This window comes from Micromonospora siamensis (genome assembly GCF_900090305.1).
Lineage (GTDB): Bacteria > Actinomycetota > Actinomycetes > Mycobacteriales > Micromonosporaceae > Micromonospora > Micromonospora siamensis.
In genome coordinates this window covers 3,494,272-3,510,013 of record NZ_LT607751.1, presented here as the reverse complement: position 1 = coordinate 3,510,013, position 15,742 = coordinate 3,494,272, and the positions used below count along the sequence as shown (strand labels likewise).

Genomic DNA, 15,742 nt, shown 5'->3' with positions numbered 1-15,742 from the left:
CGAAACCGCGTAAAGGGGTCCCCTCCGGCGCCGGAGGGGACCCCTGGTACGTCAGCGCGAGCCGGCGCTGAGCCGGCGGCCCACCGCGGCGATCAGCCGGTCCAGCTCCGAGCCGAACGGGTTGTCGTGCACCAGGTAGGTCCAGGTGGCCGTCGGGCGGACCAGCTTCGAGGCGTCCGGCTCCCAGTCCTCGGCGAACTCGGTCTCCTCGAAGGTGGCGATGGTCCGCCGCTCGATCTCCGGGATCAGGTTGGTGAACGCGGGCACCGCGGCGCGGTGGAACTCGTCCAGCGGGTCGAGCCGGCCCAGCGCGCGCAGGTGCACGCCCTCGCGGACCTCCGACAACTCGGCCAGGTGCTCGGCCCAGAGCCGGTCGGTGTGGTAGAGCGCGATCGACCGGGCGGCCCGGGCGAGCAGGTCCTCGTCCATCTCGCCGGCCTTCTCCGGCTCCCGCTCCAGCAGCATCAGCGCGGCCACGTCGCTGGTCAGCAGCCGCTCCCGGCGCTCGGCCAGGGCCTTGCGCTGCTGCTCGACGACCACGCTGTAGCGCCAGGTGTTGCGGTGGATCTCGTGGTTGACGCCCTCGGCGACCCGCTGGGCGTGCTCCACGGCGTAGTCGACCTGGTCGTCGGTGACCAGGCCGTCGGCGTTCATCCGGGGCGACGCCGGCACCGCGTCGGCGGCGTGCCGCACGACCAGCTCGTCCTCCAGGCTGACGAAGAAGACCGAGCCACCCGGGTCGCCCTGGCGGCCGGCCCGCCCGCGCAGCTGGTCGTCGACCCGGCGGCTGTCGTGCCGGCCGCTGCCGATGACGTAGAGCCCGCCGAGGTCGGCCACCCGGTCCCGGTCGGCCTGGTCGCTGCCGCCCAGGCGGATGTCCACGCCCCGGCCGGCCATCTGGGTGGAGACGGTCACCGCGCCGTACGCGCCGGCCTCGGCGATGATCGCCGCCTCCTCGTCGTCGTTCTTGGCGTTGAGCACCGCGCAGGGCACCCCGGCGGCGTGCAGGGCCGCGGCCAGCCCCTCGGACTCCTTCACGTCCAGGGTGCCGACCAGCACCGGCCGCCCGCGCTCGTGGTTGCGCTTGATCTCGTCGACCAGCGCCTCCTCCTTCTCGGCCCGGGTGGCGTAGATCCGGTCCGGCTCGTCCTCGCGGACGCAGGGGGTGTTCGGCGGGATCACCGCCACCTCCAGGCCGAAGAACTCGCGCAGCTGGTCGCCGACCAGCACCGCGGTCGCGGTCATCCCGCAGACCCGCGGGTAGAGGCCGATGAACGCCTGCACGGCGATGGTGCCCAGCACCTCGCCCTCGGCCGTGGCGTCCAGCCCCTCCTTGGCCTCGACCGCCGCCTGCAACCCGTCGGGCCAGCGGCGGCGCTGCGCCACCCGGCCGCGCATCTCGTCGATCAGCTCCACCGAGCCGTCGCGGACGATGTAGTCGACGTCGCGGTGCAGCAGGGCGTGCGCGTGCAGCGCCACGTTGACCGCGGAGAGCTGCGCGACGTGCTCGGTGTCGTACAGGTCGATCCCGCCGAGCTTCGCCTCGACCGCGGCCAGCCCCGCGGACGTGAACGCGACGCTGCGGCCGTCCTCGGCGACGGTGTAGTGCTTACCCTTGCGCAGGCCCCGGACCAGGCCGGCCGCGGCGTGCACCGGGTCCTGCTCGCCGGCGACCGCGCCGGCCAGGACCATCGGCACCCGGGCCTCGTCGATCAGGATCGAGTCGGCCTCGTCGACGATCGCGGTGGCCAGCGGCGGCTGGACCCGGTCCTCGAGGTCGGTCACCAGCTGGTCGCGCAGGTAGTCGAAGCCCGCCTCGCTGACCGAGACGTAGGTGACGTCGCAGGCGTACGCGGCCCGCCGCTCGTCGGGGGTGGACGCCTCGTTGACCCAGCCGACGCTCAGCCCGAGCAGGGTGTAGACCGGCTCCATCCACTGGGCGTCGCGGCGGGCCAGGTAGTCGTTGACGGTGAGCACGTGCACCGGCCCGTTGCCCATCCGGACGTGGCCGTACGCGGCGATCGTGGCGGTGAGCGTCTTGCCCTCACCGGTGGCCATCTCGGCGACCTTGCCGGAGAGCAGCGCCATCGCGCCGAGCAGCTGCACGTCGTACGGGCGCTGGTCGAGGCCGCGGCGGGCGGCCTCGCGGCCGATCGCGCAGATCTCGGTGTAGCCCTCGGCGGCCCCGGCGGCCTCGGTCAGCCCGGCGTCGTCGAGCGCCTTCAGCTCGTCCTCGCGGGCCTCCACGGCCGGCAGCAGCTTCTCCAGCGGAGCCAGGTCGACCGTCGTCCCCGGGCGCTGGAGGAACCGCCGGAACCTGGTCTTCAACCGTTGCGACACACCCATGAGCGGCAACGGTACGCGAACCGACGCGACTTTCGTGGTCCGCCCGTCCCCGGTCGGGCAAGATGTCCCCCGGCGAGCCCGTTCGCCCTGGTCAGCCGGGTCAACCGACGAGCAGCTGGTGGGCGGCCAGCTCCCGGTAGAGGTCGTTGCCGGCGGTCAGCTCGTCGTGCGTGCCGACCGCCACCACCCGGCCGCCGTCGAGGACCACGATCTGGTCGGCGTCGACCACCGTGGCGAGCCGGTGCGCCACGATCAACAGGGTCCGCCGCGACGCCACCGCGTCGATGGCCCGGCGCAGCGCCGCCTCGTTGCGGGCGTCCAGGTTGCTGGTCGGCTCGTCGAGCAGCAGCACCGGCGGCCCGGCCAGCAGCGCCCGGGCGATGGCCAGCCGCTGCCGCTCACCACCGGAGAGCAGCACCCCACCCTCCCCCACCTGCACGTCCAACCCCTGCTCCGAGCGGGTGGCCAGGTGAGCGAGGTTGACCTCGTCGAGGGCGGCCAGCAGCTGCGCCTCGGTGGCCCCGGGGGCGGTGATCAGCAGGTTCGCCCGCAGCGTGCCGGCGAGCACCGGCGCCTCCTGCTCGACGTAGCCGAGCCGGGCGCGCAGCGCGTCGCGCGGCAGCTCGCGCACGTCCACGCCGTCCAGCCGCAGCGAACCGGCGCTCACCTCGTAGAAGCGTTCCACCAGGGCCAGCAGCGTCGACTTGCCGGCGCCGGAGGGGCCGACCAGCGCGGTCCGGCTGCCGGCGGGCACGGTGAAGCTGACCTCGTGCAGCACCGACGTGCCGCCCGGGTAGCCGAAGCTCACCCGGTCGAACTCGATCGCGGCCGGGCCGGCCGGCACCGGCCCGTCGACGGCCGGCCGGTCGGCCGTGCCCTCCAGCGGGACGGCCAGCATCTCCTCGATCCGCTGCAACGCGCCCAACCCGGTCTGCAGCTGGGTGTACGCGTGCACCGCCTGGCCGAGCGGCAGGACCAGGAAGAACAGGTACATCACGAAGGCGACCAGGTCACCGACGCTGATCGCCCCGCCGGCCACCCGGGCCCCGCCGACGGCGAGCACCAGCAGGAACGCGCCCTGGATGCTGATCGTGCTGACCGGCCCCACCCAGGCCTGCACCCGGGCGACCCGCAGCCCGGCCGCGTACGCCGCCTCGGCGCTGGCCCCGACGGCCGCCGTCTCCCGGTCCTCGGCCCGGGCGGCCCGGATGGTCCGGGCGGCCGACAGGGCCCGCTCGACCGCGGAGGTCATCTCGCCGATCCGTTCCTGGGCCCGGCGGGCCATGCCGCGGACCCGGCGGGCGACGGTGAGGGCGAAGCCGACCCCGAGCGCCACCCCGGCCAGGGTCACCCCGAACAGCACCGGGTCGAGCAGCAGCATCGCCGTCGCGGCGGCGACCACCATGATCGCCCCGGTGACGGTCTCGAACAGCCCGGAGGTGACCACCGCCCGCAGCAGGGTGGTGTCCGACCCGACGCGGGAGAGCAGGTCACCGGTGCGCCGCCGGTCGTACTCGGCGATCGGCAGCCGCAGCAGGTGTCCGGCCAGCCGGCGCCGGGTGCCGAGCACCAGCCCCTCGGCGGTGCGTTGGAGCAGGTAGTCGCGGATCCCGCCGAGCGCGGCGCCGAGCACCACCAGGACGACCAGCACACCGATCAGTCCGGCCGCCGGCAGGCCGGCGGCCACCCGGTCCAGCGCGGTCCGGGTGAGCAGCGGCTGGCCCAGCGAGGCGGCGGCGCCGGCCAGCGACAACGCGCCCACCACGGCGAGGGTGCCGCGGTGGGCGCGCAGGTACGGCAGCAGGGCGGCGAGGCCGACCCGCCGGTCGTCGACGGTCATGCCGAAGACGGTAGCCCGGGTACGGGCCGCCGCCGTCAGCCGGTGAACACCACCTGCAGCTCGGAGCGGCGACGCTCGGCCAGCTCGGTCAGCACCGTCGGCGCGTCGGCGAGCGGCTCCACCGCGGTGACCAGGTGCTTGCGGATCAGGTCGCCGTACTGGCGCAGCAGTTCGATGGTCTCCGCGGAGAGCCGCTCCCGGTCCCAGGTCGGGGCGAGCCCGCGCGGCACCCGGCCGATCTGGGCGCAGCGCAGCGACAGCCCGTTGTGGTGGAACTCCTCGCCGAACCGGACCTCGTCCGCGCCACCCTGATAGAAGGCCAGGTCGATCACGGTGCCCTGCGGGCGCAGCAGGCGCAGCGCGAGCTGCATCGCCCAGGACTGCCCGCGGCACTGGAACACCACGTCGGCGCCCCGGTCACCGGCCGCGTGGTTCCAGCGGGTCTTGAGCACCACGGCCGGGTCGTCGGCGTCCGGGTCGAGGGTCTCCAGGCCGAGCGCCTCGGCGACCGCCCGGCGCTGCGGCGTCGGGTCCAGCACCACCACCGAGGCGGCGCCGTGCCGCTTGGCGAACAGCGCGGTGAGCAGGGCGACGACCCCGCTGCCGACCACCGCGACCCGCCGCCCGCGGACCCCGTCGCCGAGCGAACGGACGTCGGTGCCGTACAGGTCGGCCGCCGCGTGCAGCACGCCGTTGGCGCAGATCGGTCCCATGTGGGCGACGTAGACGCCGAGCATCGGGTCCAGGTCGTCGGGGAGCGGGACGAAGCGCTCGGCGAGCGGGTCGGCGACGTACCCGCTGCGGTGACCGTAGGTCATCGCGCCGACGGCGCCGACGGCGATGGCCGGGGTACGGCTCTCCACCACCCGCCCCACCTGCATGTAGCCCAGCCGGGTGACCGGGTACGGGGTGCTCGCCTCGCCGGGCTGGAACAGCCCGAGACCCGGGTTCCAGGTCACGTTGAGGTAGGGGTTGGTGCCCTTGACGAAGCTCAGCTCGGTGCCGGCGGAGACCCCGCTGAACAGCGTCTCCACCCGGAAGCTGCCCTCGGGCAGCTCGGTGGCGTCCTGTTCGACCAGTTCCACCCGGCCGGGGCCGGTGACGGCGACCACCCGGTCACGCATCGACGCTCACCCCCGCGGTGGCCAGCGGCGCTGTGGGCAGGCCGACCGGGCGGCCGGTGCGGGCGCTCTCGGCGACGGCGAGGGCCAGTCGCTGGGTACGCAGCGCCTCGGCGTACGGGACGCGTACGTCGTCGCCGACCCCGCGTACGGCGTCGACGAAGGCGCGGTCGACGGCCACCCGGGCGCCGTCCGGGTCGGACTCGACGCGGCGCTCGCCGCCGGCGTCCCGGATGGTCAGGCCGTCCTCGGCCAGCGACAGGGCCAGCCCGTCGGCGAGGATCTCCAGCCCGGCCCGGTGCTTCCAGGTCAGCACGCAGGCGGCGGCCAGGGTGCCGACGGCGCCGCCGGCGAAGCGCAGGGTGGCCGCGGTGACCGAGTCGATGTCGGCCCCGTCCACCGGCGGCGGAGTGCCGTCGCCGTACGCGGTGACCTCGACCGCCTCCCCGACCAGCGCGCGGACCAGGTCCAGCACGTGGGCGGCCTGCTCGACGACCGGGCCGCCGGAGCGGTCCCGCACCGCCCACCAGGCCACCGGCGGCACCTTGTCGAGCCAGGCCCCGTTGACCATCCGCACCGGACGGTCGGCCAGCAGCTCGCGGGCCTGCTCCACGACGTGCAGGTAACGCCAGTGGTGGCCGACCGCGGTGAGCAGGCCCTTCTCCTCCACCAGGGCGGCGATCCGCTCGGCGGTCTCCAGGTCGACGGCGACCGGCTTCTCCACGAACATCGGCACCCCGGCGGCGATCACCGCCTCCTCCACCGGCCCGTGCGCGAACGGTGGCACGCAGACGTACACCGCGTCCGGCCCGGCGGCGAGCAGCTCCTCGACGTCGGCGAAGGTGCCCGCGCCGTGCTCGCCGGCCAGCGCCTCGGCGGCCTCCCGCGACACGTCGGTCACGCCCAGGATCTCGACGTCCTCGAATCCGCCCAACACCCGCGCGTGGCGTTGCGCCACCCCGCCGGCCCCTACCAGTCCCACCCGGCACGTGCGCATCAAACGAACCCTCTCGCCACGGTTTCACGTTTCGTCCGCAGCTCTCCCCGGCTGGACTCCACGCCAAACCATCGGGCGGCGCAATCAGCCGTTCATCTGCCCGGAACCGGCTGGTGTGATCTTCGTGATCAAGCTGTAAGCGACAAAACCGGTTAGCGCGGGGCCAAGGCTGGGAAAAGAAGCTCTGCGTTTCCGCCACGATCTGGGGGTGTGCCCGTGCGGGATACTGAATCGACCGTCTCTCCGGTGGTGGAGGCCTGGGCGACGTACCGGACCACCACGGCGTCGGAATGGACGCCGCGACGGCTGATGCAGGCCAAGGGCGACACCAGGGTGAGCGTGGTGCTGCCCGCACGCAACGAGGAAGCCACCGTCGGCGCCATCGTGTCGACGATCCGGGAGCACCTGGTCGACCGCGTCCCGCTGGTCGACGAACTCATCGTCGTCGACTCCCGGTCCACCGACCGGACCGCGCAGGTGGCCCGCGCCGCCGGTGCCGAGGTGGTCAGCCAGGACGCGATGACCCGCGGCCTGCCGCGACTGACCGGCAAGGGCGACGCGCTCTGGGCCGGGCTGGCCGCGGCGGAGGGCGACGTGGTCGCCTTCATCGACGCGGACCTGCGCGAGTTCCGGCCGCACTTCGTCACCGGGTTGGTCGGCCCGCTGCTGACCGACCCGTCCGTCGACTTCGTCAAGGGCTTCTACCACCGGCCCCTGGTCGGTTCCTCCACGGTGGAGCAGGACGGCGGCGGCCGGGTGACCGAGTTGATGGCCCGACCGTTGCTCAACCTGTTCTGGCCGGAGCTGGCCGGATTCGTGCAACCGCTGGCCGGCGAGTACGCCGGCCGTCGTGACGTCCTGGCCCAGGTGCCGTTCGTCTCCGGCTACGGCGTGGAGACGGCCATGCTGATCGACCTGCTGGAGCTGGTCGGGCTGGACGCGCTGGCCCAGGTCGACCTCGGCGAGCGCAAGCACCGCCACCAGGACACCGCGGCGCTGGGCCGGATGTCGGCGCAGATCATGCACACCGCGTGGTCGCGGTTGCAGCGGCGCGGCTGGGCCAGCCCCGGCACCGTACCGGCGCCGCTGCTGACCCAGTTCCGGCGGGGTGGCTCCGAGGCGCTGCCCAACCTGGAGCGGGAGATCGTGGTCAGCGACGTCTCGGTGCAGGAGCGGCCGCCGTTGGCGCAGCTGCGGCACCGGGTTCCGCGCCGCCGGGTGGCGGCCGCGTGAGGGTACGGCCGCACCGGCCAGGAGTACGACGACACGCCCGGCCGCGGTGGCCGGTCGGTGGCGCAGAGCGGACGCCCCCGGGTGGCCGCGCCGAAGGAAGGAACCCCGCACGATGAGTCTCACGGTCCTGATGAACGCCGGTCCCTGGCTCTCCGTGCCACCGCCCGGCTACGGCGGTATCGAGAACGTCATCGCCACCCTGGTGCCCGAGCTGCGGCGACTCGGGGTGCGCGTCGTCCTCGCCTCGGTGGAGACCAGCACCCTGCCGGTGGACGAGAAGATCTCCGTCTTCCCCGACGGCCAGTTCCACGCCCTCCAGCGGCCGTACAACCAGGTCTGCGGGGTCTCCCAGGCGCACCTGGGCGGGGTGGTGCGGGCGCTGCACTCCCGCGACGACATCGACCTGGTGCACGACCACGTCGAGGCGGTCGGGCTGGCGACGATGGCCGCGATGGGTCCGGACGCGCCGCCGGTGCTGCACACCCTGCACTGGGACCTGGCCAAGCACCCGGAGCTGTACGGCAACCTCGACGGCGGCGACCGGGTGCGGGTCAACGGCGTGTCGGCCTCGCAGCTGGCCCGGGCGCCGCAGGCGCTGCGGGACCACTCGGTCGGGCACGTGCACCTGTCCACCCCGCTCGCGGTCGACGCCGACCGCCGACCCCGGGTGGACAAGGGCGACTACATGATCATCCTGGGCCGGATCAACCCGGGCAAGGGCCAGGACGTCGGCGCCCGGCTGGCGCGGCAGGCCGGCTTCCCGCTGGTGCTGGCCGGCCCGGTCGGGCCGTACCACCGACCGGAGGACCTGGCCGCCGCGGGCGACGAGGCCCGGCAGAACCCCGACGTGCGGTTCTTCTACGAACACGTGGCCCCGCACGTCGACGGCGACCTGGTCCGCTGGGTCGGCACGGTCGCCGGCCAGGAGCGCGACGACCTGCTCGCCGGGGCCCGCGCGTCGCTGTTCCCGCTGCGCTGGGAGGAGCCCGGCGGCACCGCCGTGGTCGAGTCCCTGGCCCTGGGTACGCCGGTGGTCTCCACCGCGCGGGGCTGCCTGCCGGAGCTGATCGAGCACGGCCGCACCGGGCTGCTCACCACCGACGAGGAGGAGCTGGGTGACCTGGTGATGGCGGCCGGCCTGCTCGACCCGGACGAGTGCCGGCGGGAGGCGGCCACCCGGTTCACCCCCGCGGTGATGGCCGAGAAGTACGTGGACCTCTACGAGCGGGTCCGCGCGCTGTCCGGGGCCCGGCGGCTTCAGCCGGTCTGAACCCGCCCCGTCCCCGACGGGCCCGGTCCGCCACCACGGCGGACCGGGCCCGCGTTCGTCGGCGCGGCGGTCGCGCCCGCGTTTGTCGGCGCGGCGGCCGGGGAACCCGCCGCACCGGCACACCGGGGCACGGAGGGAGCGCGTGATGGCCAACGCGATGGCGCACAGCCGGGGCCGCCGGGGACCGGCCGACGGGCACTCCCCGGTACGCCGGGCCGCCGCCACGGCCGGCGTGATCTTCCTGGTCATCGGTGTGCTGGGCTTCGTGCCCGGGATCACCACCCCCTTCGCGGACCTCTCCGTCGCCGGCCACGGGTCGGGGGCGAAGCTGCTGGGGGTGTTCCAGGTCTCCGTGCTGCACAATCTCGTACACCTGGCCTTCGGCGTCGCCGGCCTCGCGCTGTCCCGGACCATCTCCGGCGCGCGGACCTTCCTGATCGGCGGCGGGGCGATCTATCTGGTGCTCTGGGTCTACGGCGTGGTGGTCGACCACTCCAGCGGCGCGAACTTCATCCCGGTGAACAACGCCGACAACTGGCTGCACCTGCTGCTCGGCGTCGGCATGATCGCGCTCGGCCTGCTCACCACCCGTGGTCGCCGTCACCACTGAGCGGCCGCGACCGGCCCTCCGTCCGGTTTGACCCCGGTACGCCCCGGGTAGTTCGCAGGCCATCGCCACCACGGAAACGAGGGCCGCCATGCCGAGCCGGATCAGGTGCCAGGTCGACGACCGGACGCCGGTGACCGTCGTCCGGCTCGCCGGCGGCCTGGACACCGGCACGATGCGCCCGGTGCACGGCGTGCTGGACCGCTGCCTGTCCGAGCAGCCCGACGCCCTGGTGGTGGACCTGACCGAGGTGCAGGTTAAGGACCGGCTGGCGCTCTCCGTCTTCGCCGCCGCGGCCCGGCAGGCCGCGAGCTGGCCCGCGGTGCCGATGGTGCTCTGCTCCCCGCCGGCCGACGCCGCCGCCTGGCTGGCCGAGTCCACGGTCTGCCGGGTGGTGCCGGTCAGCCCGGACTGCGCGGAGGCCACCCGGACGGTCGGCGCGGCGGCGGCACCCCGGCTCCGCGCCCGGCTGGAGCCGGTGGCGGGCGCCTGCCGGCGGGCCCGGGAGCTGGTGACCGAGGCGTGCGGGCGGTGGAACCTGCCCGAGGCGGTCGGACCGGCGTCGCTCGTGCTCAGCGAACTGGTCGGCAACGTGGTCCGCCACGCCGGCACCCCGATGCGGGTCACCGTCACCCTGCGCCGGCCGTACCTGCACCTCGCCGTCTTCGACGAGAGCCACGAGGAGATCCGCTCGCGGACCATGGACCTGCGCGCCGAGGGCGGCCGGGGGCTCATGCTGGTCCGGGACCTGACCCAGCGCTGGGGCAGCTCGCCCGCGGGCAACGGCAAGGTCGTCTGGGCGATGCTACCGGCAAACTGACCGAATTTTCCCCTCTCGCCTGGTTTTATGGGTGGTGGGTCGGGTAGCCACGCCCGTCCTTTCCGCCGTCACGACGGGGTGAGAGCCATGCCCAAACGGGTAGTCACGGAGCCGGCACACGACCGGGGGCCCGCCATCCTGGCGCCGGCCCGGTTCGGCGGCTATCCCGGCCCGGTACGCTCGGCACTGCCAGGCAACAAACTGATCAAACTGCTCGGTACCACCGACGCAAAGCAGATCGGTCTGCTGTACCTGATCACATCCTTCGTGTTCTTCCTCATCGGCGGCGTGCTGGCACTACTGCTCCGGGCCGAACTCGCCCGCCCGGGCATGCAGTTGCTCTCCCCCGAGCAGTACAACCAGGCGTTCACCATGCACGGCACGATCATGCTGCTGCTCTTCGCGACGCCCCTGGTGTTCGCCTTCGGCAACTACATCGTCCCGCTCCAGATCGGGGCGCCGGACGTCGCGTTCCCGCGGCTCAACGCCTTCGCGTACTGGCTGTACCTCTTCGGCGGATCGATCGTGCTCGGCGGGTTCTTCACCCCGGGTGGCGCGGCCGACTTCGGCTGGTTCGCATATACCCCGCTGAGCACCGCCCAGCACAGTCCGGGGGTGGGCGCGAACATGTGGGTGGTGGGGCTGGTGATCTCCGGCCTGGGCACCATCCTCGGCGCGGTCAACCTGATCACCACGGTGCTGACCCTGCGTGCGCCCGGCATGACCATGTTCCGGATGCCGATCTTCACCTGGAACCTGCTGCTCACCAGCGTCCTGGTGATCCTGGTCTTCCCACTGCTGGCCGCGGCCCTGCTGGCGCTGGCCTCGGACCGGCTCCTGCACTCGCACGTCTATGATCCGACCACGGGCGGGCCGATGCTGTGGCAGCACCTGTTCTGGTTCTTCGGCCATCCCGAGGTCTACATCGTGGCGCTGCCGTTCTTCGGCATAATCACCGAGATCATTCCGGTCTTCTCCCGCAAACCGATCTTCGGTTACACCGGTCTGGTGCTGGCCACCATCGCGATCACCGTGCTGTCGATGAGCGTGTGGGCGCACCACATGTTCGGCACCGGACAAGTGCTGTTGCCGTTCTTCAGCATCCTCAGCTATCTGATCGCCGTGCCGACCGGGGTGAAGTTCTTCAACTGGATCGGCACCATGTGGAAGGGCCAGCTCACCTTCGAGACGCCGATGCTCTTCGCCGTCGGCTTTCTGGTGACTTTCCTGCTGGGCGGGTTGACCGGCGTGCTGCTGGCCAGCCCACCGGTTGACTGGCAGGTGACCGACAGCTACTTCGTCATCGCCCACTTCCATTACGTGCTCTTCGGGACGATCGTCTTCGCCGCCTTCGGCGGCGTCTACTTCTGGTTCCCGAAGATGACCGGCCGGCTGCTCGACGAACGCCTGGGCAAGCTGCACTTCTGGACGATGTTCATCGGCTTCCACGCCACGTTCCTGGTGCAGCACTGGCTCGGCGCCGAGGGCATGCCCCGCCGGTACGCCGATTACCTGCCGCAGGACGGGTTCACCGTCCTGAACGAGATCTCCACGGTGGGTTCGTTCGTGCTCGGCGCGTCGACGCTGTTCTTCATGTACAACGTCTGGAAGTCCTGGCGGTACGGGGCGATGGTCACCGTGGACGATCCCTGGGGCTTCGGCAACTCGCTGGAGTGGGCCACCACCTGTCCCCCGCCGCTGCGCAACTTCGACCGGATGCCCCGGATCCGCTCCGAGCGCCCCGCCTTCGACGCCAAGTACGGCGAACTCGTCGCCGACCTCGGCCGCGACCTGCCGCAGCGCACCACCCGGCCGCCGCAGGAGTTCCGCGAGGAGTTCCGGCACGAGCGGCACATCCCCGAGTCGCCGGCGGCCGAGGGCGCGCACGGCGCCCGGGAGGCGGTCGCGTACCACCCGGCGCCGCAGTCCGGCGCCCGGCCGGTCGAGGTGCCGGAGCCGGAGGAGATCCGCCGGCCCAGCTTCGAGCAGACCGACGCGCCGGAGACCGACACCCTCGGCGCCGAACGGGCGCCCCAGCCCAACGAACGCTGGCGCCACCCCCACACCAAGAGCGACCCCGAAGACCACTGACCCCCCGGGCGGACCCGAGGGCACCCGTTGATCATGAAGTTAGCGGCACGGAAAGAGATCCACATCGCCGCTAACTTCATGATCAACGAGCCGGGCCGAGCCGAGGCCGGGGCCGGGGCCGGGGCCGGGGCCGGGGCCGGGGCCGGGGCCGGGGCCGGGGCCGGGGCCGGGGCCGGGGCCGGGGCCGGGGCCGGGGCCGGGGCCGGGGCCGGGGCCGGGGCCGGGGCCGGGGCCGGGGCCGGGGCCGGGGCCGGGGCCGGGGCCGGGGCCGGGGCCGGGGCCGGGGCCGGGGCCGGGTGGGTGGGGAGGGTGGGGCCCCGGCGCGCGGGTGCGGGCCGGGGCTCCGGTGGTGGCGTGGGTCAGGCGTCGACGGTGGCGGCGAGGCCGGCCGCGGTGAGCGAGCGGCGGACCGCCGGCTGCACCCGGGTCAGCCGCAACGGCACGCCCGTACAGGCGGCGGCGTCCCGGCCGGCCATCAGGGCGGCGATCCCGCCGGCGTCGAAGCCACCGGCGCCCACCAGGTCCACCACCACCTCGCTGGGTTGGCCGGTGACCGCCTCCAGCACCGCCCGGCGCAGCTGGTCCGCGCCGTCGCGGTCGATCTCGCCGCCGACCTCGACGACCACCCGGTCGCCGTTCTGCTTCACCGAGATCTTCGACCTGGTCGTGCCGGACTCGGCGGCGCCGTTCTGCCAGGGCGGCGGGGCGTCGGCGAGCATCGCCTGGCGCAGCCACGTCAACGCCCGGGACAGCAGCCGGGAGACGTGCATCTGCGAGATGCCGAACCGCGCGGCGATCTCCGCCTGGGTCTGGTTGCCGTAGAAGCGCATCGCGAGGATCCGCCGCTCACGCCAGGGCAACCGGTGCAGCAGCCCGCTGACCGTGACCCGGTCGTCCACCGACTCCAGCGCGTTGTCCGACTCGCCGACCAGGTCGCCGAACTCGGCCGAGCTCTCCCCGCCGACCGGCGCGTTCAGCGACGCCGGGCTGTAGCCGGCGGCCGACTCCAGCGCGGCCAGGATCTCCTCCTCCGGGGTCTCCAGCCGCTCGGCCAGCTCCGCCACCGTGGGCGCGCGGGACAGCTCGCTGGTCAGCGCCGCGGTGGCCTGACCGACCTCGAGGATCAGGTCGCGCAGCCGGCGCGGCACGTGCACGCCCCACGTCCGGTCCCGGAAGTGCCGTTTGATCTCGCCGACGATGGTGATCGCGGCGTACGCGGTGAACGAGCCCCGTTCCGGGTCGTACCGGTCGACGGCGTTGACCAGCCCGAGCCGAGCCACCTGTTCCAGGTCCTCCAGCGGTTCGCCGCGCCCCCGGTACCGGCGGGCCAGCCGGCCGGCGAAGGGCAGGGCGAACCGGACGAGGTCGTCGCGCGCCTCCTGCCGCCGCTCGGGTGGCAGGCCCTCGATGCGGGCCGCGTACGCCAGTGCGGCGGCGTCGAGGTCCTCCAGGCCCCGCTCGGTGGCCGGCGGTGTGGTCGTGGTCGTCTGTCCGAACATCCGCGCCTCCCTCAGGAAGGTCCCCCGCCCGGATGGGAACCGGTCGTGCGCGTGGTCGGACCACGCACCGGGCCGGAAGTTGGGTTACGTGACATGGGATGCCAACGGCGGCGACCGCACGCAGCACGGCATGATCAGGCCGTCGCAGCGAGCGGTGTTCCCGCTCCGTAGGTACTCAATCACGCAACCCAGGGTTCGCGAGGAAGTTTCGGCAGGCTGGCCCGCCGGGCCCGCCGCAACGGGCGACGGCGCGCGGTTTCGGCCGGTCAGCGCAGCACGAGCCCCTGCGCGGCACCGCCGTCCCGCAACGCCCCGAGCGCGTCGGCCACCGGCAACGGCGGCGGCGTGGGCAGGTCGTACGGCTGGTTGCGCAGCACCTCGGTGGCCCGGGAGGTGGGCACCGAGGAGACCGGGTAGCCGCGCGCGGAGCCGCGGTCCAGGGCCCGGCGCCGCCGCCCGAACGCGGCCACCGCGAGCCACTGCGGCAGCCCGGCCAGCGCCGGGGAGCGGACCCCGGGCGGCTCCGGGAGTACGTCGACCGAGCTGAACGGCTCGCTGCCGGCGAGCCACCACTCCACCCCCTCCACCCGCCGCCGGGTCGCGTTCTCGCACCAGTACGGCACCAGCCCGGCCCGGACCACCTGCCACGGGTCGAGCAGCCGCCCGCACTCCACCACCAGCCGGTCCCCCGTCTTGCCGGCCCGCCGCAGCCAGCCGCGGTACAGGTCGGCGGTGGCCGCGCTGAGCGCCTCGGGCTGGGGGAACAGCACCCGGTGCAGCGGGTGGCCGTGCCGCCCGGACCAGACCGCCACGCTGTCGGTGAAGCCGGCGTCCACCCCGGTCTCGGCGGGTTCCCGGGGCGCGGTGACCTCCGGCGGCTCCCACCGGGCACCGTCACCGCCGGCCGAACGGAGCACCTGGCGCAGGGCGTGCGAGTCGGGATGGAAGTCGACGGGCTCCAGCCCGCTGGCCGGCGAGCCGACCTGGAAGCTGTGCCCCAGCCCCTCGTCGAGCACGGGCCAGGTGCGGGCGTCGCGTAGCAACAGCACCGCGCCACCGGGGTGCAGCCGGTCGGCGAGGAACCGCCGGTACGCCACCGGCAGCGTCCGCCAGCGCACCGACAGCGAGACGGTGGCGCCGGCCAGCGCGCCCCGGCTGGCCGGGCAGTGCACCTGGCGTACGTGCACGTCGGGGTTGCCGGCGAGCAGTCGGGCGGTGAGCGCGGCGCCGTGGTCCAGGGCGGCCCGGGGCTGGTCCACCGCCCCCCGGCTCCAGTGCACCGACATCTCGAACGAGGCCGGCAGCCAGGGCATGTCCAGCGCGGCCGCCAGGTGCGCCGCGGCCCCGTGCGCCGAGCCCAGCAGCACTCCCGGGTAGCGGCGGCGCGGGTACTGCCCGACCAGCCAGTCCGCCACCCGTGCGGCGTCGACCTCCGCGGTCTGGGCGGGGGTCAGGGCGACCCTCGTGGCGGCCCGGGTGGCCGCCGCGCGGCGTACCGGGTCCGGGGTGCCGGGGAATCGGGACATCGGCCGCGGCCCACCAAGGTCGGCGCAGTCGGCGCCGCGCAGGGCCCGGGCCGCCGCCGCCACCAGCACCCGGGCGGTGCTGTTGACGGCGACGACCCGGTCGCCGGCCAGACCGGCGTGCGCCGCCGTGAGTTCCCGGTGCGCCTCTTGCGCCGGTTCGACCCTGCCTCGTTCGCTGCTCACCACGCGGCCCGGCTTCCCGTCCCGATCGGGTCTAAACGGGCATCCGCCCCCCGGTGGGGTCAATCCCTTACGCGGCGGCGGTTGGGGCCGAGCGGCGACCATCGGCCCCAGCGGCCCCGCGGGCGGGCAGCGGGGAACGCGAGCCCCGGGCCGCGCATACCGACCCGCGCCGACCAATGGCGGAGGTGAGGGACGTCAGTCCCCCACCC

11 protein-coding genes are annotated in these 15,742 nt (G+C 74.0%); 5 read left to right on the top strand and 6 right to left on the bottom strand.

Features of this window, described 5'->3' with window-relative positions; genetic code table 11:
* Positions 1-51 precede the first annotated feature (51 nt).
* From secA2 to GA0074704_RS16105, 4 genes are all read right to left on the bottom strand, one after another.
* Positions 52-2,346 carry an accessory Sec system translocase SecA2 gene (gene secA2, locus GA0074704_RS16120; protein ID WP_088971269.1) on the bottom strand — a complete coding sequence of 765 codons (2,295 nt, stop codon included), beginning with the start codon at positions 2,344-2,346 and terminating at the stop codon, positions 52-54.
* 100 nt (positions 2,347-2,446) lie between these two features.
* Positions 2,447-4,186 (bottom strand): ABC transporter ATP-binding protein, encoded by a 1,740-nt coding sequence (locus GA0074704_RS16115; RefSeq protein WP_088971268.1) that lies wholly within the window; start codon positions 4,184-4,186, stop codon positions 2,447-2,449.
* A gap of 35 nt (positions 4,187-4,221) precedes the next feature.
* Positions 4,222-5,310, bottom strand: a complete 1,089-nt coding sequence (locus GA0074704_RS16110; RefSeq protein WP_088971267.1) for a zinc-binding dehydrogenase — start codon at positions 5,308-5,310, stop codon at positions 4,222-4,224.
* Positions 5,303-6,304 (bottom strand): Gfo/Idh/MocA family protein, encoded by a 1,002-nt coding sequence (locus GA0074704_RS16105; protein ID WP_088971266.1) that lies wholly within the window; start codon positions 6,302-6,304, stop codon positions 5,303-5,305. Before GA0074704_RS16105 ends, GA0074704_RS16110 begins: the two co-directional genes overlap by 8 nt.
* Positions 6,305-6,553: 249 nt before the next feature.
* Between GA0074704_RS16105 and GA0074704_RS16100 the strand changes: the two genes are divergently transcribed.
* The 5 genes from GA0074704_RS16100 to ctaD all read left to right on the top strand — a co-directional run bounded on the left by GA0074704_RS16100 (position 6,554) and on the right by ctaD (position 12,325).
* A complete protein-coding gene (locus GA0074704_RS16100; protein ID WP_231926923.1) occupies positions 6,554-7,537 on the top strand; it encodes a glucosyl-3-phosphoglycerate synthase in 984 nt (327 codons plus the stop codon).
* A gap of 112 nt (positions 7,538-7,649) precedes the next feature.
* Positions 7,650-8,807, top strand: a complete 1,158-nt coding sequence (locus tag GA0074704_RS16095; RefSeq protein ID WP_088971264.1) for a glycosyltransferase — start codon at positions 7,650-7,652, stop codon at positions 8,805-8,807.
* A gap of 145 nt (positions 8,808-8,952) precedes the next feature.
* The gene (locus GA0074704_RS16090; RefSeq protein ID WP_088971263.1) at positions 8,953-9,417 is read left to right on the top strand and encodes a DUF4383 domain-containing protein; all 465 of its coding nucleotides are present in this window, start codon (positions 8,953-8,955) and stop codon (positions 9,415-9,417) included.
* Positions 9,418-9,505: 88 nt separating this feature from the next.
* A complete protein-coding gene (locus tag GA0074704_RS16085; protein WP_088971262.1) occupies positions 9,506-10,234 on the top strand; it encodes an ATP-binding protein in 729 nt (242 codons plus the stop codon).
* Positions 10,235-10,321: 87 nt separating this feature from the next.
* A complete protein-coding gene (gene ctaD, locus GA0074704_RS16080) occupies positions 10,322-12,325 on the top strand; it encodes an aa3-type cytochrome oxidase subunit I (RefSeq protein ID WP_088971261.1) in 2,004 nt (667 codons plus the stop codon).
* A 359-nt stretch (positions 12,326-12,684) separates the two neighbouring features.
* Here ctaD and GA0074704_RS16070 read toward each other — a convergent pair whose 3' ends face one another.
* Entirely contained in the window at positions 12,685-13,824 is a 1,140-nt protein-coding gene (locus GA0074704_RS16070; RefSeq protein WP_088971260.1) for a SigB/SigF/SigG family RNA polymerase sigma factor, read from the bottom strand.
* 266 nt (positions 13,825-14,090) lie between these two features.
* Positions 14,091-15,461 carry a hypothetical protein gene (locus GA0074704_RS16065; RefSeq protein ID WP_088973725.1) on the bottom strand — a complete coding sequence of 457 codons (1,371 nt, stop codon included), beginning with the start codon at positions 15,459-15,461 and terminating at the stop codon, positions 14,091-14,093.
* Positions 15,462-15,742: the final 281 nt, after the last annotated feature.

Bases quoted from the DNA above. Each gene is read 5' to 3' on its own strand.
- ctaD (WP_088971261.1), top strand. From the start codon at position 10,322: ATGCCCAAACGGGTAGTCACGGAGCCGGCACACGACCGGGGGCCCGCC.
- secA2 (WP_088971269.1), bottom strand. From the start codon at position 2,346: ATGGGTGTGTCGCAACGGTTGAAGACCAGGTTCCGGCGGTTCCTCCAG.
- GA0074704_RS16070 (WP_088971260.1), bottom strand. From the start codon at position 13,824: ATGTTCGGACAGACGACCACGACCACACCGCCGGCCACCGAGCGGGGC.
- GA0074704_RS16090 (WP_088971263.1), top strand. From the start codon at position 8,953: ATGGCCAACGCGATGGCGCACAGCCGGGGCCGCCGGGGACCGGCCGAC.
- GA0074704_RS16115 (WP_088971268.1), bottom strand. From the start codon at position 4,186: ATGACCGTCGACGACCGGCGGGTCGGCCTCGCCGCCCTGCTGCCGTAC.
- GA0074704_RS16110 (WP_088971267.1), bottom strand. From the start codon at position 5,310: ATGCGTGACCGGGTGGTCGCCGTCACCGGCCCCGGCCGGGTGGAACTG.
- GA0074704_RS16085 (WP_088971262.1), top strand. From the start codon at position 9,506: ATGCCGAGCCGGATCAGGTGCCAGGTCGACGACCGGACGCCGGTGACC.
- GA0074704_RS16095 (WP_088971264.1), top strand. From the start codon at position 7,650: ATGAGTCTCACGGTCCTGATGAACGCCGGTCCCTGGCTCTCCGTGCCA.
- GA0074704_RS16105 (WP_088971266.1), bottom strand. From the start codon at position 6,304: ATGCGCACGTGCCGGGTGGGACTGGTAGGGGCCGGCGGGGTGGCGCAA.